The organism is Marinobacter sp. DY40_1A1 (assembly GCF_016597815.1).
Classification (GTDB): Bacteria; Pseudomonadota; Gammaproteobacteria; order Pseudomonadales; family Oleiphilaceae; genus Marinobacter; species Marinobacter xiaoshiensis.
In genome coordinates, this window is the sequence record NZ_VCHA01000006.1 from 93,545 (window position 1) to 114,475 (window position 20,931).

The 20,931-nt window shown below is 55.3% G+C and carries 21 protein-coding genes; 11 read left to right on the plus strand and 10 right to left on the minus strand.

The features are described 5' to 3' along the window. Positions 1–20: 20 nt before the first annotated feature. The 6 genes from FFI61_RS15430 to FFI61_RS15450 all read left to right on the plus strand — a co-directional run bounded on the left by FFI61_RS15430 (position 21) and on the right by FFI61_RS15450 (position 5,427). On the plus strand, positions 21–212 hold the full coding sequence (locus FFI61_RS15430; RefSeq protein WP_200203278.1) for a twin-arginine translocation signal domain-containing protein: 192 nt from the start codon (positions 21–23) through the stop codon (positions 210–212). An 89-nt stretch (positions 213–301) separates the two neighbouring features. Continuing rightward, positions 302–3,187, plus strand: a complete 2,886-nt coding sequence (locus FFI61_RS15435) for a molybdopterin-dependent oxidoreductase (RefSeq protein ID WP_227714975.1) — start codon at positions 302–304, stop codon at positions 3,185–3,187. A 15-nt stretch (positions 3,188–3,202) separates the two neighbouring features. Next, the gene (gene fdh3B / locus FFI61_RS15440; protein WP_200203280.1) at positions 3,203–3,811 is read left to right on the plus strand and encodes a formate dehydrogenase FDH3 subunit beta; all 609 of its coding nucleotides are present in this window, start codon (positions 3,203–3,205) and stop codon (positions 3,809–3,811) included. Between the two features lie 86 nt (positions 3,812–3,897). Beyond that, the gene (locus FFI61_RS15445) at positions 3,898–5,070 is read left to right on the plus strand and encodes a formate dehydrogenase subunit gamma (RefSeq protein WP_200371655.1); all 1,173 of its coding nucleotides are present in this window, start codon (positions 3,898–3,900) and stop codon (positions 5,068–5,070) included. Beyond that, positions 5,067–5,195: a hypothetical protein gene (locus FFI61_RS17990; protein WP_265091936.1), complete on the plus strand. Its 129-nt coding sequence runs from the start codon at positions 5,067–5,069 to the stop codon at positions 5,193–5,195. Before FFI61_RS15445 ends, FFI61_RS17990 begins: the two co-directional genes overlap by 4 nt. Beyond that, positions 5,188–5,427, plus strand: a complete 240-nt coding sequence (locus FFI61_RS15450) for a sulfurtransferase TusA family protein (RefSeq protein WP_200203285.1) — start codon at positions 5,188–5,190, stop codon at positions 5,425–5,427. The genes FFI61_RS17990 and FFI61_RS15450 overlap by 8 nt, the downstream gene beginning before the upstream one ends. A gap of 13 nt (positions 5,428–5,440) precedes the next feature. Here the strand turns inward: FFI61_RS15450 and FFI61_RS15455 are convergent, their stop codons facing one another. The 4 genes from FFI61_RS15455 to moaB are packed head-to-tail and all read right to left on the minus strand — an operon-like array spanning position 5,441 to position 7,959. After that, positions 5,441–5,890 carry a molybdenum cofactor biosynthesis protein MoaE gene (locus FFI61_RS15455; RefSeq protein ID WP_200371657.1) on the minus strand — a complete coding sequence of 150 codons (450 nt, stop codon included), beginning with the start codon at positions 5,888–5,890 and terminating at the stop codon, positions 5,441–5,443. A 1-nt stretch (position 5,891) separates the two neighbouring features. Further along, positions 5,892–6,152 carry a molybdopterin converting factor subunit 1 gene (gene moaD, locus FFI61_RS15460; RefSeq protein WP_200203289.1) on the minus strand — a complete coding sequence of 87 codons (261 nt, stop codon included), beginning with the start codon at positions 6,150–6,152 and terminating at the stop codon, positions 5,892–5,894. A gap of 1 nt (position 6,153) precedes the next feature. Continuing rightward, positions 6,154–7,365: a gephyrin-like molybdotransferase Glp gene (gene glp, locus FFI61_RS15465; RefSeq protein ID WP_200203291.1), complete on the minus strand. Its 1,212-nt coding sequence runs from the start codon at positions 7,363–7,365 to the stop codon at positions 6,154–6,156. 21 nt (positions 7,366–7,386) lie between these two features. Beyond that, positions 7,387–7,959 carry a molybdenum cofactor biosynthesis protein B gene (moaB, locus tag FFI61_RS15470; protein ID WP_200203293.1) on the minus strand — a complete coding sequence of 191 codons (573 nt, stop codon included), beginning with the start codon at positions 7,957–7,959 and terminating at the stop codon, positions 7,387–7,389. 366 nt (positions 7,960–8,325) lie between these two features. Between moaB and rho the strand changes: the two genes are divergently transcribed. From rho to FFI61_RS15485, 3 genes are all read left to right on the plus strand, one after another. Continuing rightward, positions 8,326–9,588: a transcription termination factor Rho gene (gene rho, locus FFI61_RS15475; RefSeq protein ID WP_200371659.1), complete on the plus strand. Its 1,263-nt coding sequence runs from the start codon at positions 8,326–8,328 to the stop codon at positions 9,586–9,588. A 265-nt stretch (positions 9,589–9,853) separates the two neighbouring features. Further along, positions 9,854–11,341, plus strand: coding sequence for a 4-hydroxy-3-polyprenylbenzoate decarboxylase (gene ubiD, locus FFI61_RS15480; RefSeq protein ID WP_200371660.1), 1,488 nt, complete (start codon positions 9,854–9,856; stop codon positions 11,339–11,341). 1 nt (position 11,342) lies between these two features. Beyond that, positions 11,343–12,347 (plus strand): 2Fe-2S iron-sulfur cluster-binding protein, encoded by a 1,005-nt coding sequence (locus tag FFI61_RS15485; RefSeq protein ID WP_200203645.1) that lies wholly within the window; start codon positions 11,343–11,345, stop codon positions 12,345–12,347. 35 nt (positions 12,348–12,382) lie between these two features. Here the strand turns inward: FFI61_RS15485 and FFI61_RS15490 are convergent, their stop codons facing one another. From FFI61_RS15490 to FFI61_RS15515, 6 genes are all read right to left on the minus strand, one after another. After that, positions 12,383–13,624, minus strand: coding sequence for a heme biosynthesis HemY N-terminal domain-containing protein (locus FFI61_RS15490; protein WP_200371661.1), 1,242 nt, complete (start codon positions 13,622–13,624; stop codon positions 12,383–12,385). Beyond that, entirely contained in the window at positions 13,621–14,703 is a 1,083-nt protein-coding gene (locus FFI61_RS15495) for a uroporphyrinogen-III C-methyltransferase (RefSeq protein ID WP_200371662.1), read from the minus strand. The genes FFI61_RS15490 and FFI61_RS15495 overlap by 4 nt, the downstream gene beginning before the upstream one ends. An 8-nt stretch (positions 14,704–14,711) precedes the next feature. Then, positions 14,712–15,524 carry a uroporphyrinogen-III synthase gene (locus FFI61_RS15500; protein WP_200203303.1) on the minus strand — a complete coding sequence of 271 codons (813 nt, stop codon included), beginning with the start codon at positions 15,522–15,524 and terminating at the stop codon, positions 14,712–14,714. Next, on the minus strand, positions 15,505–16,446 hold the full coding sequence (gene hemC, locus FFI61_RS15505; RefSeq protein WP_200203305.1) for a hydroxymethylbilane synthase: 942 nt from the start codon (positions 16,444–16,446) through the stop codon (positions 15,505–15,507). The genes FFI61_RS15500 and hemC overlap by 20 nt, the downstream gene beginning before the upstream one ends. Before the next feature lie 94 nt (positions 16,447–16,540). After that, on the minus strand, positions 16,541–17,311 hold the full coding sequence (locus FFI61_RS15510; RefSeq protein ID WP_200203307.1) for a LytR/AlgR family response regulator transcription factor: 771 nt from the start codon (positions 17,309–17,311) through the stop codon (positions 16,541–16,543). Then, the gene (locus FFI61_RS15515; protein WP_200371663.1) at positions 17,308–18,324 is read right to left on the minus strand and encodes a sensor histidine kinase; all 1,017 of its coding nucleotides are present in this window, start codon (positions 18,322–18,324) and stop codon (positions 17,308–17,310) included. Before FFI61_RS15515 ends, FFI61_RS15510 begins: the two co-directional genes overlap by 4 nt. 262 nt (positions 18,325–18,586) lie before the next feature. Between FFI61_RS15515 and FFI61_RS15520 the strand changes: the two genes are divergently transcribed. Continuing rightward, entirely contained in the window at positions 18,587–19,438 is an 852-nt protein-coding gene (locus tag FFI61_RS15520; protein ID WP_200371664.1) for a substrate-binding periplasmic protein, read from the plus strand. 58 nt (positions 19,439–19,496) lie between these two features. Next, positions 19,497–20,906: an argininosuccinate lyase gene (argH, locus tag FFI61_RS15525; protein ID WP_200203313.1), complete on the plus strand. Its 1,410-nt coding sequence runs from the start codon at positions 19,497–19,499 to the stop codon at positions 20,904–20,906. The last annotated feature ends 25 nt before the right edge of the window (positions 20,907–20,931 follow it).

Here is a 20,931-nt window from a genome sequence, read left to right on the forward strand (position 1 = left end):
AACCCGTGGGGAGGTGTCCTATGGACAACCCGAAGCGTGAAAACAGCCGTCGCCATTTCCTGAAAATGGCAGCAGTTGCAGCTCCGGCTGCCGTTGCAATGGCGGTTGCACCGAATGCCGCAGCCGAGGTCGTTAACCAAAACGTACCGAAAAGCCGCGGCCTGCGTAGCACTGAACACACACGTAAGTATTTCGAATCGGCTCGCTTTTAAGGATGCGTGAATCATTCAAGGTTGCGTGATGCTCTTGAATGACCACACCTCCAGAGAAAACGAGAATAATAAAGAGAGAGGTAAGAGACATGTTAAGGAAGAAGACCAACGGGGTAGCGAAACGCTCCCGTGCAGGCTCTTTGCTTTCATCTCTCGCTGCGAAGACGTTGGATCGCCGTCAATTCTTGACGGCTTCCGGTGTTGCGGTGGGTGGCATGGCGGCTTTATCGCTGACGTCGGGGAGAGTTGAAGCTGCAGCTCCATCGACCAGTGGCAGCGAAGTCGTTCGTAAAAAATCGGTATGTACGCACTGCTCGGTAGGCTGCACCGTCGAAGCTGAAGTTCAAAGTGGCGTATGGATCGGTCAGGAACCTGGCTGGGACAGCCCCTTCAATTTGGGTGCACACTGTGCGAAAGGTGCTTCAGTGCGTGAGCATGCCCATGGCGAACGCCGCCTCAAGTCCCCCATGAAAATGGTCAATGGCCAGTGGCAGAAAATTCCCTGGGACCAGGCAATCAACGAAATTGGCGACAAGATGCTTCAGATCCGCGAGGAAAGCGGACCCGACTCTGTCTACTGGCTTGGCAGCGCCAAGTTCAATAATGAGCAAGCCTATCTTTTCCGCAAATTCGCGGCGTACTGGGGCACCAATAACGTTGATCACCAGGCCCGGATTTGCCACTCGACAACGGTCGCCGGCGTAGCCAATACCTGGGGTTACGGCGCGATGACCAACTCCTACAATGATATTCACAAATCGAAAGCGATTTTCATCATTGGGGGTAATCCCGCCGAAGCGCACCCTGTGTCGTTGCTGCATATCCTGAAAGCTAAGGAAGAAAACAACGCACCGCTGATCGTTTGCGACCCGCGCTTCACACGTACCGCAGCTCATGCTGATGAGTTTGTGCGTTTCCGCCCTGGTTCAGACGTGGCGTTGGTCTGGGGTCTCCTCTGGCACATCTTCGAGAATAAGTGGGAAGACAGAGAGTTTATCCGCACCCGCGTCTGGGGTATGGACGAAATCCGCAAAGAAGTGAAACGCTGGGATCCGGAAGAGGTTGAACGCGTTACTGGCGTCCGGGGCGCGCAGCTTGAGCGTGTAGCCCGCACCCTGGCTAATAACCGCCCTGGCACAGTGATCTGGTGTATGGGTGGTACCCAGCACAGTAACGGTAATAACAACACGCGTGCTTACTGCATTCTGCAGTTGGCATTGGGCAACATGGGCACTTCTGGCGGCGGCACTAACATTTTTCGCGGTCACGATAACGTTCAGGGCGCCACCGATGTTGGTGTACTGGCCGACACCTTACCTGGCTATTACGGCCTGAGCGCTGGTGCCTGGGCCCACTGGACGCGAGTCTGGGAAGAAGATAAGGATTGGCTGAAAGACCGATTTGCTGTGTGGGACAAAAACGGCAAATCCAGAGCCATGATGAACGAGAAGGGTATTCCGGTGTCTCGCTGGATCGACGGTGTTCTGGAGGCAAAGGAAAACCTCGAGCAGCCGGACAACACCCGGGCCATGGTGCTCTGGGGCCATGCGCCAAACTCACAGACTCGTATGCTGGAAATGAAGGAGGCTATGGAGAAGCTCGACCTGCTGGTTGTAGTGGACCCTTTCCCGACCGTTTCAGCGGTGTTGCACGATCGCAAAGACGGCGCCTACCTGCTTCCAACAACTACTCAGTTCGAGACCCGTGGTTCTGTAACCGCATCCAACCGCTCGCTCCAGTGGCGCGAAAAAGTGGTTGAACCACTGTTCGACTCGAAGGTTGATCACGAAATCATAAAGCTGTTTGCAGACAAGTTCGGGTTCACCGATCGCCTGTTTCGTAACATTGCGATTGAAGGTGATGAGCCAGTTATTGAAGACATCACTCGTGAATTCAACCGTGGCATGTGGACCATCGGCTACACAGGCCAATCGCCTGAGCGTCTCAAGAAGCACATGAAGTACCAGCATCACTTCGACAGGACCACCCTCCGTGCAAATGGTGGGCCTTGTGATGGGGATATCTATGGTTTGCCCTGGCCATGCTGGGGTACAGCAGAGATGAATCATCCGGGAACACCGAACCTTTACGATATGTCCCTGCCGGTGTCCGAGGGTGGCCTCACTTTCCGCGCCCGGTTTGGTGTAGAGCGCAACGGTGAGAGCCTGCTGGCTGAAGGCGTTTACTCGAAAAATTCGGGCATCAAGGACGGCTATCCCGAGTTCACCATGCAGATGTTGATGGATCTGGGTTGGGACGGTGATCTGACCGCTGAAGAGCGGGCCAGCATTGATGCTGTGGCCGGTCCTGAAACCAACTGGAAGACCGACTTGTCTGGCGGTATCCAGCGCGTGGCCATCAAGCACGAATGTGCGCCTTTCGGTAATGCCAAAGCGCGCACCGTGGTCTGGAACTTCCCGGATCCGGTGCCGGTGCATCGCGAGCCACTGTACACAACACGTCGCGACCTGGTGGCTGACTATCCAACCTATGAGGACAAGACGTTCTGGCGCGTGCCGACCTTGTATGAGTCCATTCAGAAGAAGGACTTCAGTAAGGACTTCCCCATCATTCTGACTTCCGGCCGACTGGTCGAGTACGAAGGTGGTGGCGATGAGACGCGCTCCAACCCATGGCTGGCCGAATTGCAACAGGACATGTTCATTGAGGTGAATCCGCGTGATGCGAATAACCTGAACATTCGTGATGGTAACGACGTTTGGGTATCCGGGCCGGAGGGCGGTCGTATCAAGGTCAAGGCCTTGGTAACTGAGCGTGTCGGCGAAGGCGTAGCGTTCATGCCGTTCCACTTCGGCGGACACCTGGAGGGTAAATCCCTGAGGGATAAGTATCCCAAAGGCGCTGACCCCTACGTTCTGGGTGAATCTACAAACGTTGTTCAAACATACGGGTATGACTCGGTCACGCAGATGCAAGAGACCAAAGCCACCCTGTGTTCGATCATGCCGGCATAACAAGAGGTGTAGACCATGGCACTTGAAGGACAAGCACGCGCAAAATTCCTTTGCGACGCCGAACGCTGCATCGAATGTAATGCCTGCGTAACGGCCTGTAAGAATGAGAATGAAGTCCCTTGGGGTATTAACCGTCGACGCGTGGTAACCATCGAAGATGGTAAGCCGGGCGAGCGTTCGATCTCGGTTGCCTGCATGCACTGCTCAGACGCGCCTTGTATGGCTGTCTGCCCGGTTGACTGCTTCTACCAGACCGAAGACGGAATCGTTTTGCACTCCAAGGATCTTTGTATCGGTTGTGGGTATTGCTTCTACGCATGCCCCTTTGGTGCGCCTCAATTCCCGCAAGCGGGTAATTTCGGCAGCCGGGGCAAGATGGATAAATGCACCTTCTGTGCAGGCGGTCCTGAAGAAGACAATTCGGCAGCCGAGTTCGCCAAGTACGGAAGCAACCGTATTGCCGAGGGCAAACTTCCCCTCTGCGCGGAAATGTGTTCGACCAAAGCCCTGCTGGCCGGTGACGGTAACGAGGTGGCGGACATCTATCGCCAGCGTGTCGTGAGCCGTGGTTTTGGCTCCGGCGCCTGGGGATGGGGCACAGCCTATGAGAAGAAGGGTGCATAAACTGGCCTGAGTGTTCAGGGCCCGAAAGGGCCCTGGAACTTCTTGAGGCACGAACTTCTTCTTGTGGCTTTCGCTGGAGTGCTCTGATGAATATAAAATTATTGGGCGCCGCCTTTCTGGTATTGGTGACGCTTTCGTTCGGTCATGCCTGGGCACAAGAGAGCCCGGGGATTGACCGCTCTGCAACCGGGGGTGCTCAAACCCTGGAAGATATTATGGCTCGTCAGCAGAAGCTGAAAGTTGACGGGGCTTTCCGGTCTGAAAATCTGGGTAACCCGGCCAATGCGGCGCCGATCAGCGATCATTTAGGTACGCGCGGCGGGGTTTCCAGGTCAGACACATATCGTGCCATTCGCTATAACAATTTTGACGCCCGCACACAGGCTCGAGGGCCTGCAGCTGACGTTATGATCCAGGATGGTGGCATGACCTGGCTGAAGCTTCGCGAAGGGCCTGTCATCAATTATGGTGGCGGCGCGCTTTTGTGTTTTCTTGCCTTGCTTGTGGTGTTTTACTTTATTCGCGGCAAAATCATGATCGATGGCGGCCCTGCAGGTACCACGATTCAGCGATTCAAAGCTGTCGAACGGTTTGGCCACTGGTTATTGGCGGGCTCATTTATTGCGCTGGCTATAACCGGGCTCATCACTTTGATGGGGCGGAGCTTCCTGATCCCTGTACTGGGCCCCGAGGTATTTGCAACTTTGGCCGCTGGCTCCAAGTGGGTTCACAACAATATTTCCTGGGCCTTTATGATTGGTCTGGTGATGACGTTTGTTATGTGGGTAGCTCACAATATTCCTGACAAGCTTGATTGGCAGTGGATCAAGGCGGGCGGCGGTATTTTCACCAAAACCCACCCTTCTGCAAAGAAATTCAACGCTGGGCAGAAAATTGTTTTCTGGACCGTTATGGTGCTGGGTTTCTCGGTTTCACTGACGGGCCTGTCGTTGTTGTTCCCATTTCAGTTACCCATGTTTGCCGATACCTTTGGTGTGATAAACAGTGTCCTGGGGACAGAGTTCGATACGGTTCTGACACCGCATGAAGAGATGCAGTTTGCCAACATCTGGCACTCGGTCGTGGCATTCGCAATGATGCTAGCCATTATTGCTCACATCTACATTGGTACCGTAGGCATGGAAGGTGCATTCGACGCGATGGGTAGCGGCCAGGTTGATGTGGAATGGGCGCGCCAGCATCACGATTTGTGGGTGGCTGAGGTGGAGGCCAAGCAAAGTAAAGGAGAAGCGTCGTGAAGGTTATGATTTCTGCATTTGTCGCCTCGCTGTTGATTGCCACCGCTGCCCCGATGGTACTCGGTCAGTTTGGGTGGTCATCGGCTGAGCAGGGCAGCAGCGCAACGAGCGTGCGCCTTGACTGAGCGATCAGAAGTACACCAAATCGATGCTATCGGTTTGGTGTGCCCCCTTCCTGTTTTACGCTTTAAAAAGCGGGTTCAGGGTTTGTCTTGCGGGACACTGGTCGAATTCCTTGCGGATGATCCCACGGCGCGCAAGGATTTGCAGGCGCTGTGCGATATCGCAGGCCACAGGATCGAATGGGTTCGGGAAGAGGATGCGGGGGTTATCCGTTATTGTATCTGTCTGGCTTGAGCGAGGTTCGGGACTACTTGTCCCAAGCCTCACCACGAGCAACATCTGAAGCTTTTTGCTCTACCCAATGTTCGCCAGCCTCAGCAAGCTCTTTTTTCCAGAAAGGCGCCGAAGTTTTCAGGGCATCCATAATAAACTCGCAAGCTGCAAATGCATCTGCCCTGTGAGCGCTACACACACCGACGAACACAATTTGCTCCTGCAGTAACAGCCTGCCTACCCGATGAATTACCCGCGCTTTACGCACATCCCAGCGCAGGGAGGCTTCTTCAATAAGGCCGGCAATCACCTGTTCTGTCATGCCCGGGTAGTGCTCCAGAAACAACCCCGATACATCCAGTGTGTCGCCGTGGTCCCGCACTAGCCCGGTAAACGTAGCAATAGCTCCAGTGCCCGCGCCACTGTCGCGCAGTGCGGCATATTCAGATCCAGCATCAAAATCGTCAGTCTGGATGCTTATCATATTAACCCCCGGTTACCGGTGGAAAAAAAGCAACCTCATCGCCGGCCTTCACGGCTGCGGCGGGCTTAGCCATAGCCTGATTGATTGCAATCATCACCGGCTGGTTGCCTTGCAGTTGTGCCCAGGGACCGCCGCGGCTTGCCAGCACTGCAAGCAGGTCGCCAGCTGTCTGATTCTTTTCTGCCGGCAGCGTGAGTTGTTCAGTGCCCAACTCTTCCCGGAGGCGGGCAAAAAAACGAACGGTCAGGGTCTGGTCAGTCATGTCAGCTCAACAATTCAGTGAATGGGTAATAAGTCAGCAAGTCGCCCTCTGCAACCAAGGCGTGTTCCGGAACCACCGCAAGCCCAGCGGACCAGCAGGCAGAGCTCAACATGCCAGAACTCTGATTTGCATACGCGGCGATCTGAACTTTGCCGTCAACGGATTCTGTACGCGCACGCAAGAACTCTCTGCGCGCCGAGGGTGAAGTAATATTAAATGCAGCAGGTACCTGCTGACCCACCGGGTGAATTTGCAGACGCCCCTGGCAGGTACGGATGTAAGGCATCCCCACCATCATAAAGGTCACCAGCACTGAAGCCGGGTTTCCTGGCAGGCCGAATACAGGCGTACCTTTGATCGAGCCAAATGCCAGCGGCTTGCCAGGTTTGATCGCCATACGCCACAGAGACAGTTGGCCGGATTCTTCCAGCACGGCTCGCACGTGGTCTTCCTCACCGACAGAGACACCGCCACTCGTAATAACGAGATCCGACGCTGCAGCTGCGCGTTCTAGGGTTTCCCGGGTAGCAGAGCGAGTATCCCGGAGGGTTTCGCACAGCACCACCTCACAGCCGGCTTCTGCCAAAAGACCGAGTAGGGTGAAGCGGTTGGAGTTGTAAATCTGGCCTGGGCCCAGGGGAAGCCCCGGCTCTACAAGTTCATCACCTGTTGACAGAATCGCCACCCGCAGTTTTTTCACCACAGTTACTTCGGCGACACCGATGGAGGCCAGGAGACCCATTTCCTGGGGTCGGATCTTAATGCCTTGTTCCAGGCCCAGGCTGCCTTGGGCCAGATCCTGGCCACGCCTGCGTATATTCTGGTCTGCCTTTACTTCACCGTCGATGAGAATGCCACTATCTGTAACCTCGACCCGCTCCTGCATGACAACTGTGTCCGCACCAGCTGGAATTTCGGAGCCGGTGAAGATGCGAACAGCAGTCCCGGGTTGCAGAGGGCTGGGAGCTGAGCCAGCGGGGATGCGGTCAGATACTGAAATAGCCTGCCCTTGCACATAATCCTCAGCCCGCAGAGCGTAGCCGTCCACCGCACTGTTATCCGCTGGCGGCACATCCGCCGGCACTCGATAATCCTGTGCCAGTATTCTGCCCAGGCTCTCTGTGAGGGGCAAAAGCTCGGTTTCCGTAATCACCGGCGCTTTGCTCAGTAGGTGAGCGATAGCCTCATCAACCGGTGTCAGATTGCCTGCCATGGTTTTCTCTCCGTGTTCAGATTAGCGTTCGGCGCGATTACCAATGACTTCCTGGAGGCGCTCAATAGCGCGCTCTGGTTTACGGCCGACCAGTGATGAAAAGTTGCAGGGGCCGTGGCGACTGTCGAGTTGGGAGCTCAGAATGCCATTCCAGCCCGTGCGACAGGCTCCAGTGGAACCGGGCAAGCAGAAAATAGCCGTGTGATTCGCAAGGCCGCCAAAAGCTCTGGATTGGATCGTCGAGGAGCCGATTTCAGATGCCGAGAGGCGCCGGAACTCTTCGCCAAATCCTTCAATACGCTTGTCCAGCAGTGGAGCAACCGCTTCCGGGGTGCTGTCACGCTCGTAAAATCCGGTGCCACCGGTGATGATCACCACGTGAACATCCGCATCTGCAATCCAGGACGACATAGCCGCCCGAACCAGGTAGATGTCATCTGGCAGTATGCGCCTTGATATCAGCTTGTGCCCGGCCTCAACAACACTGTCTTCAAGAAACTGACCGGAGGAATCTTCATCAAACCCGCGGGTATCGGAGACTGTAAGAATCGCGATATTGAGAGGTTTGAGTTTGCTGGTGAGTTCACTACTCATGAGAATCTGCTCCGAAAATCACAGGAAAAATATTGACTGCCAGTATCCCTTTCAGAAGCGGTGAATGGAAGGGAGTAACCCATCAGGGGGAGGCTCAGGGCGGTGCGTGAAGGCATTTCGTCCGAAAAATTGGCTTTAATTTGGACAGTGGCCTTGACATTGGCCAGCAAGGTAGATGATTATCGGTCTCGCCCTACGAACGTTTGTACCCACTCTATACTGGCTTCTGTTTTTTTCCGGCTTTCATTCGCACCGGTTGTTTCATCTGGCCAGCATCTGTTTCGACAATGAATTACACAATCAGTTCAGGGGCGCCCCTGTCATACCAACTTCCGTTTAATTCCATTCCTGAAAATCTAATAACCTATGAATCTTACTGAACTCAAGCAGAACTCCATGCCCGAATTGCTCGAAATCGCGCAAGAGATGGGCCTCGATAACCTGGCACGTTCGCGGAAACAGGATGTTATCTTCACTATATTGAAGAAGCATGCGAAAAGCGGCGAAGACATATCTGGCGACGGCGTACTGGAAATTCTGCAGGACGGTTTCGGCTTTCTTCGCTCTGCCGATGCCTCCTACCTGGCGGGACCAGACGACATTTACGTCTCCCCAAGCCAGATCCGCCGCTTCAACCTGCGCACCGGTGATACTGTTGCCGGCAAAATCCGCCCACCGAAGGATGGTGAGCGTTACTTTGCCCTGTTGAAGGTTAGCGAGATCAACTTCGACAAGCCGGACAACGCCCGTAACAAGATCCTGTTTGAAAACCTGACACCGCTGTTTCCTGACGAGCGCATGCAACTGGAAACCGGTAACGGCAGCACCGAGGATCTGTCCTCCCGCGTGTTGGATCTGGTTGCGCCTATCGGTAAAGGCCAGCGTGGTTTGATTGTATCGCCACCCAAGGCTGGTAAAACCCTGCTGATGCAGAGTATTGCCCAGTCTATTGCGCGTAATCATCCTGAGTGTCACATCATTGTTCTGTTGATTGATGAGCGCCCGGAAGAAGTTACCGAAATGCAGCGCACGGTGCGCGGCGAAGTGATTGCTTCCACCTTTGATGAGCCACCTGCGCGTCACGTTCAGGTTGCTGAAATGGTCATCGAGAAGGCCAAGCGTCTGGTCGAGCACAAAAAGGACGTGGTAATTCTTCTGGATTCCATCACTCGTCTTGCTCGCGCCTACAACACAGTTATTCCATCCTCAGGCAAGGTGTTGACCGGTGGTGTAGATGCCCATGCTCTGGAAAAGCCCAAGCGCTTCTTCGGTGCGGCCCGTAACGTAGAAGAGGGCGGTAGCCTGACAATTCTTGCAACGGCTCTGGTGAACACGGGTTCCAAAATGGACGAAGTGATCTACGAGGAGTTCAAGGGTACAGGCAACATGGAGATTCACCTGGATCGCAAAATTGCTGAAAAGCGTGTGTATCCTGCTATCAACATCCGCAGTTCCGGCACGCGCCGTGAAGACCTGCTGATGACCGAGGCGGACATTCAGCGTGTGTGGATTCTGCGTAAGCTTCTGCACTCCATGGACGACGACACTGCGGCCATCGAGTTCTTGCTCGACAAGCTCAAAGATACCAAGACCAACGACGAGTTCTTCCAGTCGATGAAGCGCCGGTAGAGACGAAGTTTTGGGCGAACGCCTTTATTGGATGACAGTTGAGTTTTGATGGGTTTTGCCCCCTGAATTAACTGGTAATTCGATGAACGCGGTGAGGGCCTGCTTTCCCAGACTGTGTCTTGCCAAGGATGGCAAGACCAAGCCCCCAGGGATGGGTTCACGGCGTGTCTGGGAAAGCAGGCCCTCATTGCGTTCTGCGCACCGGGCGAGAAGTCCGGAAAGCGATTAACTCCGTATTAGAAGCTAACCGAGAACGGAGCCGACGATGAAATACAACGATCTGCGGGACTTCATTGACCAGTTGGAGAAACTGGGCGAGCTGAAACGCATCTCAGTTGAAGTAGACCCCCATTTGGAAATGACCGAAATCTGCGACCGCACGCTGCGGGCAGGTGGTCCTGCGTTGTTGTTCGAAAACCCCAAAGGCTACGACATGCCTGTGCTTGCCAACCTCTTCGGCACTACCCGAAGAGTGGCGCTGGGCATGGGGCAAGAAGACGTAACTGCGCTCCGGGAAGTCGGCAAACTGCTGGCCTACCTGAAAGAGCCTGATCCCCCCAAGGGATTCAAAGACGCCATCGAAAAACTGCCACTGCTACGGCAAGTAATGCGCATGAGCCCCAAAGTGCTCAGGTCAGCGCCCTGTCAGGAAGTGGTCATAGAAAAAGATAAAGTCGACCTTTACCAAATCCCGGTACAGCATTGCTGGCCTGGGGATGCCGGGCCGCTGGTGACATGGCCGCTGGTGATTACCCGTGGGCCCCACAAAGAACGGCAGAATCTGGGGATTTACCGGCAGCAGGTGATTGGCCGTAACCGACTCATTATGCGCTGGTTGAGCCATCGTGGTGGCGCATTGGATTTTCAGGAGTTCCAGAAACAGAACCCTGGCAAACCTTATCCCGTTGCCGTCGCCCTTGGCGCCGACCCGGCAACCATTCTGGGTGCTGTGACGCCTGTTCCTGATTCTCTTTCCGAGTATGCGTTTGCAGGCTTGTTGCGGGGTAGTCGGACCGAGTTGGTGCAGTGCGGCCTCAGTGATTTGCAGGTGCCAGCCAGTGCCGAAATAGTTCTGGAAGGCTTTATTTACCCGGATGACAACGCCCCGGAAGGCCCGTTTGGGGACCATACCGGTTATTACAACGAAGTAGACGAGTTCCCGGTGTTCACCGTTGAGCGGATTACCCACCGCAAAGACCCGATATACCACAGTACCTATACGGGCAGGCCGCCCGATGAGCCGGCGATTCTGGGTGTGGCGCTGAACGAAGTATTTATCCCCATATTGCAAAAGCAGTTTCCGGAGATCGTGGATTTCTATTTGCCGCCGGAAGGCTGTTCCTACCGTCTTGCAGTAGTGACCATGAAGAAGCAGTACCCAGGCCATGCGAAGCGCGTGATGATGGGGGTATGGTCGTTCCTGCGCCAGTTTATGTACACCAAGTTCGTCATCGTGACCGATGACGATGTGGATGCCCGTAATTGGGAAGATGTGATTTGGGCCATGACTACCCGTATGGATCCTATTCGCGACACCACACTGGTCGAAAATACGCCCATTGATTACCTGGACTTTGCCTCGCCTGTATCTGGCCTTGGCTCAAAAATGGGCATGGACGCCACCAACAAATGGCCCGGAGAAACCACCCGCGAGTGGGGGGAGCCTATTGCCATGACTGATGCTGTGAAACAGCGTGTGGACGAGCTATGGGGAAGCCTGGGCATTGAAACTCCGGCTAACTGCCCCGACTGATATGGGTAGCAGGCAGTGGAATGTGAGTCTTGAGCCATCGAGCATTCGCTACGCGGCAAGTGCCGATGAAGATTTGCTGAGTGCTGCGGCCAAAGCCGGTATTGCTGTTCCCCATGCCTGTAGAAATGGTGTTTGCGAACTTTGTGAAGCCCATTTGCTCGGTGGCTCCGCTCTGAATACTCGAAGCCAACAGATTATGCCGGTCGGTGCGCGACTGATGATGTGCAGAACTGCCGCGCTCGACCATCTTGAATTGGAGATTAATGCCGTTATGGCAGCAGGACAGAACCAGCCCCGAAAGTTTCAGGCAAACGTCGTGAACCTGAGCTCTATAAGCCACGACGTGTATCGGGTTGAGCTTCAGTTGCCCAGGCGGCGAGAGTTGTCTTTTCACGCCGGCCAGTACTTGTCGATCAATTTGCCGGATGCTGAACCCTGCTATTTCTCCATTGCCAGCAGTCCGGCAGAGCAGAACATTGAGCTGCACATCCAGGCTTCCCCTGAGTGGCTGTCCGCACAGAAGGTCATCGATGCGCTAGCCTCTGGTGAAACGATCACTGTGGAATTACCCCATGGTAAAGCCTGCCTGGCCTGCGCCCCTGAAAAGCCATTGCTGCTGGTTGCGGCCGGTACAGGGTTCGCACAGATGAAAAGCCTGGTGGATTATTTGCGCGGCACATCTTCTACCCAGCCGGTAAAGCTGTTCTGGGGCGTGCGTCGCCATGAGGATATGTACCTCAGGTCCATGGCTCGTCAGTGGGAGAAAGAGTGGTCCGCCTTCAGCTTTCAGCCTGTGGTGGGTGATGATGAAGACAGCGAATGGGGCGGACACCACGACCAGCTTGTGCGTGCTGTGCTGGCGTCTGGCACGGATCTGGGTAATGCGGAAGTGCACGCCAGTGGTTCACCCACGATGGTTTACACCTTGATGGACGCGCTGGTGGAAGCGGGGCTCCCACCAACGGCATTCTTTTCTGATGTGCTGGAGTATGCGCCTCGCAATTGAAGTGCTCCGGGCAGGCAGAAGAAGGGTGCGGTCGTTCAGGCTCGGGGCATGGGCAGTTCTGGTAGCCCGTTGTCGGTCGCCAGCCCTTGCATCATAAGCTTGATGCTCATTTCTTCGTCGCCCATATGAGCGCTCAGCCGGCTAAGTTCTGCCAGAGTGTCGCGGCTGCGGCGTAGCTTCAAACTGGTCTCAAAATATTCCCGGGCTTTGCCCCACAACTCATTTCTCAAGCTCAGCCGGCCCAGTGCCAGCAGCAGTTCTGCATTGCTGGGGCGATCTTTTAGCCACTGCTCGGCGGTCAGAAGCTGTTCGTCGGGCTTGCGCCCTTCTACCCGGCCATAAAGATTGACCAGGTCATCGCTCCAGTGGTTGTGCAGAACTTTGCGCAGCAGGGTTTCGGTTTGGGCTTCGTCGCCAAGATCAGCCAGTAAGCGAGCGTAATCAGCAATGGTTTTTTCGTCTCTGCGCAAAAAGCCCGGCAGTTCATCCCAAAGACGGGTGAGCGGCTCAAGTGATGTGTTGGGATCTTGTTGTTGTTGCCGACGGCAGTCTTCAGCGGCCTTTTCCAGCAGGTTGTGCCATACCTGTCGTTCAAGTTCTCCGAGTTCGGACTCCGGAAGTACACTACGTTTGCGCAACTCGGGTAGCAGTTTCGAGAGTTCGCGCCAATCTTCGAGGCGAAGATAGGTGGTTTTCAGTAGCTTCAGAACGAAAGGGTGGTGTGGGGACTGTTTACGCAGACGCACCAGTGTTGCCAGCGCCTGCTCCAGTCGGTTCCCTGCAAGCTGCAGCTGAGCCTGGGTGATGCCCACAGCCATGTCCGACCCTGGAGTGCTTTCAAATGCTTTTCGCAGCAGTTCATCTACGGCTTCATGGTCGCCACTCTCAAACGCTGCCTGGGCTGCTGCCAGATAGTTGATAAGGGGTGTGTCTGCGTGGCTGGCGGCTGAGGTCAGCATCTTGCGGGCCCGTGGCCAGTTCCCTTCAGCAAGAGCCAGCAGGCCCTGAGTCGTGCGCCTGCGGGCCCGACGCTCTTTGCCGCGGGAAACCCAGTTGGCAACCAGCCCTGTGCCTTGCCGCATGCGGCGAATCAGGTTTGTGGTGAGTACCATCAGAGCAACCACAACCACGATGAGTACAAGCCCAACCCAGAAATTGGTTTCTACCAGATAGTTCCCAAGGCTGATGCGAATGTAACCCAGGTCGTATTGCAGCCCGAGTGAAAGTGCGGTGCCGATGAGCAGGGCAAACAGAACAATCAGAAGCAGGCGAATCATGAATCACTGCCTTTGTTTAGCCGACCTGCCAGCCGCTCTTTGAGCAGTCCCAGAGATTTGCTTATGTCTGGCAAGTCCGGAGCAACGTTACGCGCTTTCAGTTCACCAAGAGCGTTGGTCAAGGCGCTTACTCGTGGGTTGCTTCCGTCGTACCAATCCTCAACAGCAGCTTGTGCCTTGGTTAGAGAGCGCTCATAGAGTGTCTGGTTGCCTCTGAGGACGGCCATCTCGGCTTCTTCAAGCATAAGTTGCAGGTTCAGCCGTGCGTAAGCACTTTGGTCTGGCGACAGCAGTGGCTTGACGGATTCGTCCAGGCGACGAACCACAACCACTTGCATCAGGGTGGATTTGATCTTTTTCCAGGTTCTGAGTAGAAGGCCGGGCTCGCCGCCCTCTCCGGGACCTTCCTCCGACTGGGCATTGCCAACAAATCCCGGGGCTTGCTCGCTGATAAGGGCTTGATCGGTTAGCTGGTGTACGCTGTCGATTGCGGCTTCAAGAGTGAGATAGAGGCCGGTTCTGTCGACACTGGAAATGCCTTTAAGTGCCAGGATTTCCCGGGCCAGTTGCTGACGAACAGGGTACACGCCAACATCGTCGGATTCGGTCAGCACTTCATCTGCAGCTTCAAGTGCAGACAGAGCGCCGCGAATGTCCTTTTCAATCAACAGGCGCTGGTTGGCTATACGCAGTAAATACTCGGCCTCTGCCAGCAACCAGTCAGTGCGGGTGCGGTTTCCGGCTTCCAGTAACTCGCGGGCAGTGTGGTCAATCTGCCGCTGTTGGGTGGCGATCAGCTCACGTTGGGAGGCAAGTTTGTCTTCCAGGGCCTGCAAACGTTGGCTCTGTTGGGTTCCCCTGTCGCCATAAAGGCTCTCAAGCTGTGCAGTGTCCTGCTGTAAGCCTTTCAGCAATTGTATGGTTGCCTGGTTATCGTTCCACTGTTGCCAGTTCCACAGCGCCAGCGCGGCAACACAGGCCAGTGCAACTAAGGCGATAACCCAGACCGGCCAGACTTTCTGTCGGGCGAGCGGTTCTTTGGCAATCGGGGCAGGTAATTGTTTTGTTGTTTCGGTCACGGGCGTCCTTACTTGGCTTTTCCGGAGCCACCGTCCCGGCCTGCCAGTTGTTCTGCGACGGCGGCCACGATGTCGTTATCGGCAAGGCTTCCTGGTATACACGGAGCGTTGAATCCCGCCGCAAGAGCCTGGTCGGCGATACGCCGAGCGGGCACGATGACGGGTCTATCGTATAGATTATGGCTGCATTTGGCACATAGTGCGATGAGATTGTTCAAGGTTTCTCCGGAGAGCGCAACAATGGCATCCGGGGCAAACGCAATCAGGGCGGTGTTGATTTGCGCAGGGGTGTAATCCGGACAGAATCTGCGATACAGCGGCATTATGGTAACCCGGGCACCACGCTCTTCCAGCGTTCGGCGGGTTAATTCCCGTCCTTCCTCGCCCCGGGCAACAAGTACACGCTCGCCCTCGATATTTGTCAGGGAGGGAAGTTTCAGCAGTGCTTCGCTGGTCCAACCCTCGTCGGGTTTGCGCGGGGTTACGCCATATTCGGCCAGTGCTTTGGCCGTCCCGGCTCCTACGCCATACCAATTTAATCCGGTAGGTAGTTGCGGCCACCAGGTATCCAGCTCATCGAGCAAAAGCCTTGCTGCATAGGGGCTGACGGCAATGACATGGGAGAATTCGTCAAGGTTGAGAAGGGTGGTGCGTCGTTCCGGGGTTTCTGGTAGCGGCTCTCGGTCTACCAGCGGGAACACGTGCGTCTCAGCGCCGGCAGCCTGAAACTGCCGGGCCAGCCGGGACGCTTCCGGTTCTGGCCGGCATATAAGAACACGCCGGCCGGTTAGCCTGGTTGAATCAGTCTGGAGTGTGGCCATAAACTTCAGCCAGAATCTTGTCTGCACCCAGCGCTAAAAGCTCTTCTGCCAACTCGCGGCCCAGGCGCTCGCCTTCGGCGCGCGGCGCGCGGCCCTCAACACGGAGAATTTTTGTGCCATCCACGGCGCCAACCAGCCCGCGCAACCATAATGTATCGTCGTCTTCCAACAGGGCGTAGGCTGCGATTGGCACCTGGCAGCCACCCTCAAGACGACGGTTCATCGCCCTTTCGGCTTTCACCCGATCGGAGGTATCAGCATGGTTCAGGGGGGCCAGCATCGCCCGCAGTTCGTCGTCGTTTAGCCGGCATTCAATGCCGAGGGCACCCTGGCCAACCGCTGGCAGGGATACTGTGTCTGGCATTGAGTAGCGGATCCGGTCATGGAAACCCAAACGCTTAAGGCCAGAACTGGCCAGAACTATGGCGTCATAGTCACCCGCATCCAGTTTTGCCAACCGGGTGTTTACGTTGCCCCGCAGAACACGAATTTCCAGGTCTGGGCGGTAGGCGCGCAGCTGGGATTCCCGGCGCAGGCTGGCAGTGCCCACCACAGCGCCTTGTGGCAGAGCGTCTACGTTCGCGTAGTTGTTGCTGACAAACGCATCGGTAGGATCGTCCCGCTCGCAAATAGCGACCAGGCCCAAGCCTTCGGGAAAGGCCATGGGTACATCTTTCATGGAGTGCACTGCGAGGTCGGCGCGGCCGTCAAGCATGGCTTCTTCCAGCTCTTTTACAAACAGGCCTTTACCTCCAATTTTAGCCAGAGGTACATCGAGGATTTTGTCGCCCTGGGTTTTGATCTTGATCAGTTCCACAACCACGTTGTCGTGGAGCCGTTCCAGTTCGGCCTTGATGAATTCTGCCTGCCATAGTGCCAAGGCACTACTGCGGGTTGCGACGCGAAGGGTTCGTTTGGACATGATGCTCACTGTCAGTTATGAAAATGTTCGCCAAGGTTACCCTGTGGCGCCGTAAAAGTCCCGCGGATGGCCGCGCTGCACCGCCTGCAATGCGTCAGCCCGGTTGTTGTCTTTGTAGCCACTGACGCACATTGCTGGTGTGCCGGCGACTTACCTGAAGCTCCCCCAGATCGTCTCTGAGCAACAGCAGGTTGTGGCCGTCGGGTGTGCGCCTGAGTGCCTGAATATAGTGTACGCCCACCAGGGTGTTGCGATGAATCCGAAGCAGTTGGCTCGGGTAGGCGTTTTCCAGTTCTTTAAGCGTGTAGTCAGAAACAGTCTCACCACGGGCATGATGAATGGTCACGTATTTCTGATCCGCCTGGCAATAGCGGATCCCGGCTATATCAATCAGCTCGGTACCCCGATGGGTGCGAACCGATAGTTGCTCATCTTCCGCTGTTTCCCGTTCGCTGGTGCCGCCTGCGATGCTGTCGGCAAGGGTGCGTAGCTGTACGCGATTAATCCGCCCGGCACGGGCAAGGGCCTCTGCCAGCGCATCTTTGCGCACGGGTTTGAGCAGGTAGGCCACAGCCTGAACCCCGAAAGCCTGAATTGCATAGTTGTCGTAGGCGGTGCAGAAAATGATTGCCGGCGGGTTGCTGAGCTGGCTCAGGCGCGCTGCTGTTTCCATGCCATCAAGACCGGGCATGCGTATGTCCAGCAGCAGGATATCCGGCTGCAGTTCGGCAACTTGAGCAAGTGTGGTTTCGCCATCACCGGCTTCGCCGCAGATCACATAACCCGGCAGGCCTTCGACCAGTCGCATCAGGCGCTGCCGTGCCAGAGGCTCATCGTCTGCGATTAGAATCGTCTGTTTGGTCATGAGTATTGAGTAGTTTCAGGGAGCCGTAAGGTAACGGTATAAACGTCCCCTTGATGGCTGTGTTTGAGTACCGCAGCATCCCCGAATAGCGCCTGCAGCCTTGCCTGAATATTGCCGAGGGCCATTTGGTTGCCGCTGTGCTGACTGCTGTTATTGTCCGGCTTGGGGTTTTGAACGAGCAGATACACGTATTTGCCCCGCGCTTCGGCCTCTATGCGCACCTTGCCACCTTCCGGGCGGGGCTGTATGCCGTGATATACCGCGTTTTCTACCAATGGTTGCAGGGTCAGAGGCGGTATTGCCTGGTGCTCCAGCCCGTCGGCAATGTGCCACTCCAGTTTCAGGCGGGGGCCAAGGCGCAGGGATTCGATGGCCAGATAGCGCTGGCATAGATCCAGCTCTTTCGACATCGGAATGAGTTGGTCGCCGGTGCGCAAGCTGGCGCGAAAGAGCTCTGAAAGATCCAGAACGGCTTCTTCGGCCTGCTCTGGATCTGAAGCAATAAGGCTGGCGATGGTGTTCATGCTGTTGAACAGAAAGTGAGGTTGTATACGCGCCTGCAGGGCTGTCAGGTGTGCCTGCATTTCCGCTTCCCGTTGCTTTTGCCACTGATGCTGCAAGTAGAAGTAGCGAAGGATCATGAGAATTATCAGTAGGGCCATCAGCAGCTTTTTAGCAATTGCCTGCCAGTCGAAGATGCCCGGTTTTGGGTGCAGTACGCTGTCTGCAAACAGGCTGAACGCGAGTACATCTATTAGCACTATGGCCGCAATGAAAAAGGTGGCTCGGGGCACAGGCATTTGAGCCAGTCGGGCGCGCAGCAGGCAAATCAGCGCGGCACTGGTGAGGGTGGTCCACTGCACAAACAGCGAGAGAAGTGCGAAATAATTCCAGTCAATCCAGCTGTCGCTGGCCTGAACAATCGCCAGCACCAGAACCAGTAGTTCACTGGTGATCAGAAGCATGAACACAGACCGCACCCGGCAAAGATCGGGCACGAAAAAATTCTGCATGGCGACAGCCTTGTCCCGGCTCAGGGTGGTCTCTTTTCTGCGGGTCAGAATGTTATACTCCCGTCACGATCAATGTGCTCATTCCGCGCGAGGATAGTGCGGGTCTGTCAGCACAAAAGATAGACTATATTCAGTACTCACTAAAGCGTTGTCTGTTGTGGCCAATGAATTTGAACCTTCTGCTTCAAGCCCGGGAGAGTTCCGCCGGTTTCGGCTGGGGCGTTTGTTCGATCCATATCAAGATAGTCAGGCGGAACTCATAATGAAACAGGCCACCAATGCCCTTGAATCTGCGGCATCATTGATTCCGCAGGGTGCTGCGTGCGCAGTACTTTGCAAGGCGGTTGTATTGGTTGTTTCATTGCTCGGGTTTGCGGCCCAAAGTGTTGCTGAGTGCCGCATAACGATGCGCTGGGATGACGACGCACCTTACTTTTTCCCGCAGCTGGGCCATGTTGCAGGTATCGATGCTGATATCAGTCGTGAAATTATGCAGCGAATGGGGTGTAACCTTTCATTGGTAAAGCTTCCCTGGGCGCGAGCGCTGGTAGAGTTGCGTGAGGGACGTATCGATATGGTCTCTGGTGCTCATCGGACATCTGAGCGGGAAAAATACGCTTATTACGCAAGTACAGTTCCGACCGTCTCGCCCAACCTGCTGTTTATCCGGCGTTCTGATAGGGCTGAGTTCAGGTTTTCGGGATTGCGAGAGGTTCTGGACTCGGGTTTCAGATTAGGGGCGCAAATCAACGTATCTTATAGTGAGGAATACAGCGCCCTCGTCCAGGATTCAAGGTACAGAGGGAATATCGAGTACACATCCCGCCGGGATTCGCTTTGGAGAATGCTGGCTTTGAATCGTATTGATGGGGTAATTGCGGATAAACTGACGGCTATGCACGAAATTCAAGCGCTGGGGCTTTCTGACCGGATAACGCACAGCTCCATGGTCGTCTCGAACAGAAAAGCCCATTATATTTTCTCAAAAGAATCAGTCAGCCCGGAGTTTGTTGCAGATTTTGATCGTGCGCTGGAGGCCATGCAGAATGACGGCACCTACTCAGCCATTGTTCATCGTTATGTTTGCCCTTCCTGTCGAGATATGCCCGATTGATCACACGCTGATGTATACATCTATTTGACTCATTACATGTAACGAGAGTACCTACACCATGACGGACAAGAAACAACCTGATCAGGCCGCAACCTCCGAAAAACCATGGGGTGGACGCTTCAGCGAGCCCACCGACGCATTTGTGGAGCGCTTTACTGCATCTGTCGGGTTCGATCAGCGCCTGTATCACCACGACATTACCGGTTCTATCGCCCATGCGACCATGCTGGCAGAGGTTGGCGTTCTGACGCTGGATGAGCGTGATCTCATTATTGAAGGCCTGAATGGCGTAAAAGAAGATATTGAAGCTGGGCGCTTTGAGTGGTCCGTCAGTCTCGAAGATGTTCACATGAACATAGAAGCCCGCTTAACGGATCGTATTGGCATTACGGGTAAAAAACTGCACACCGGCCGCAGCCGAAACGATCAGGTGGCCACGGACATTCGCCTGTATCTGCGCGATGAAATCGATGTGATCGCAGAAGAGCTCAAACGTTTGCAAGCTGGCCTGCTGGACTTGGCCGAACGCGAAGCCGATACCATCATGCCTGGTTTTACTCATCTTCAAACGGCACAGCCGGTCACGTTCGGGCACCATCTTCTGGCCTGGTATGAAATGCTGGTGCGGGATGGTGAGCGTTTGCAGGACTGTCGCAAGCGCGTGAATATTATGCCCTTGGGCGCAGCCGCACTGGCAGGCACCACTTACCCGATCGATCGTGCCATGACCGCCCGGTTGCTGGGCTTTGAGCGCCCTTCTGAAAACTCGCTGGACTCGGTCAGCGACAGGGATTTCGCCATTGAATTTTGCAGCTTCGCGGCCTTGCTGATGACGCACATGTCCCGCTTCAGTGAAGAGCTGGTGCTGTGGACCTCGGCGCAGTTTGATTTTATTGATTTGCCGGATCGTTTTTGCACCGGCTCGTCCATCATGCCTCAGAAAAAGAACCCCGATGTGCCGGAGCTTGTACGCGGAAAATCCGGGCGGGTAACGGGCCATCTGATGTCCTTGCTCATGCTGATGAAAAGCCAGCCGCTGGCGTACAACAAGGATAATCAGGAGGACAAAGAGCCCCTGTTCGACACGGTCGACACCATCAAAGGCTGCCTGAAAGCATACGCCGACATGGTCCCGGCCATTCGTGCAAAAGCCGATAATATGCGTGTTGCTGCCAAACGCGGGTTTTCGACGGCAACAGATCTGGCGGATTATCTGGTCAAGAAAGGCATGCCGTTCCGCGATGCTCACGAAGTTGTAGGCAAGGCTGTGGCCTTTGGTGTCGCTGAAGAGCGGGATCTTTCTGATATGACTCTGGAAGAGCTGAAGCGTTTCTCTGACACCATCGGTGAAGATGTGTTTGATGTCCTCACACTTGAAGGATCGGTTCAGGCCCGTGATCATTTGGGTGGAACAGCACCGGCTCAGGTGCGGGCTGCTGTGGCCCGAGCGCGTAAGCTGCTGAGCTGAAACCTGAGCCCCCGAGCTGTTTGTT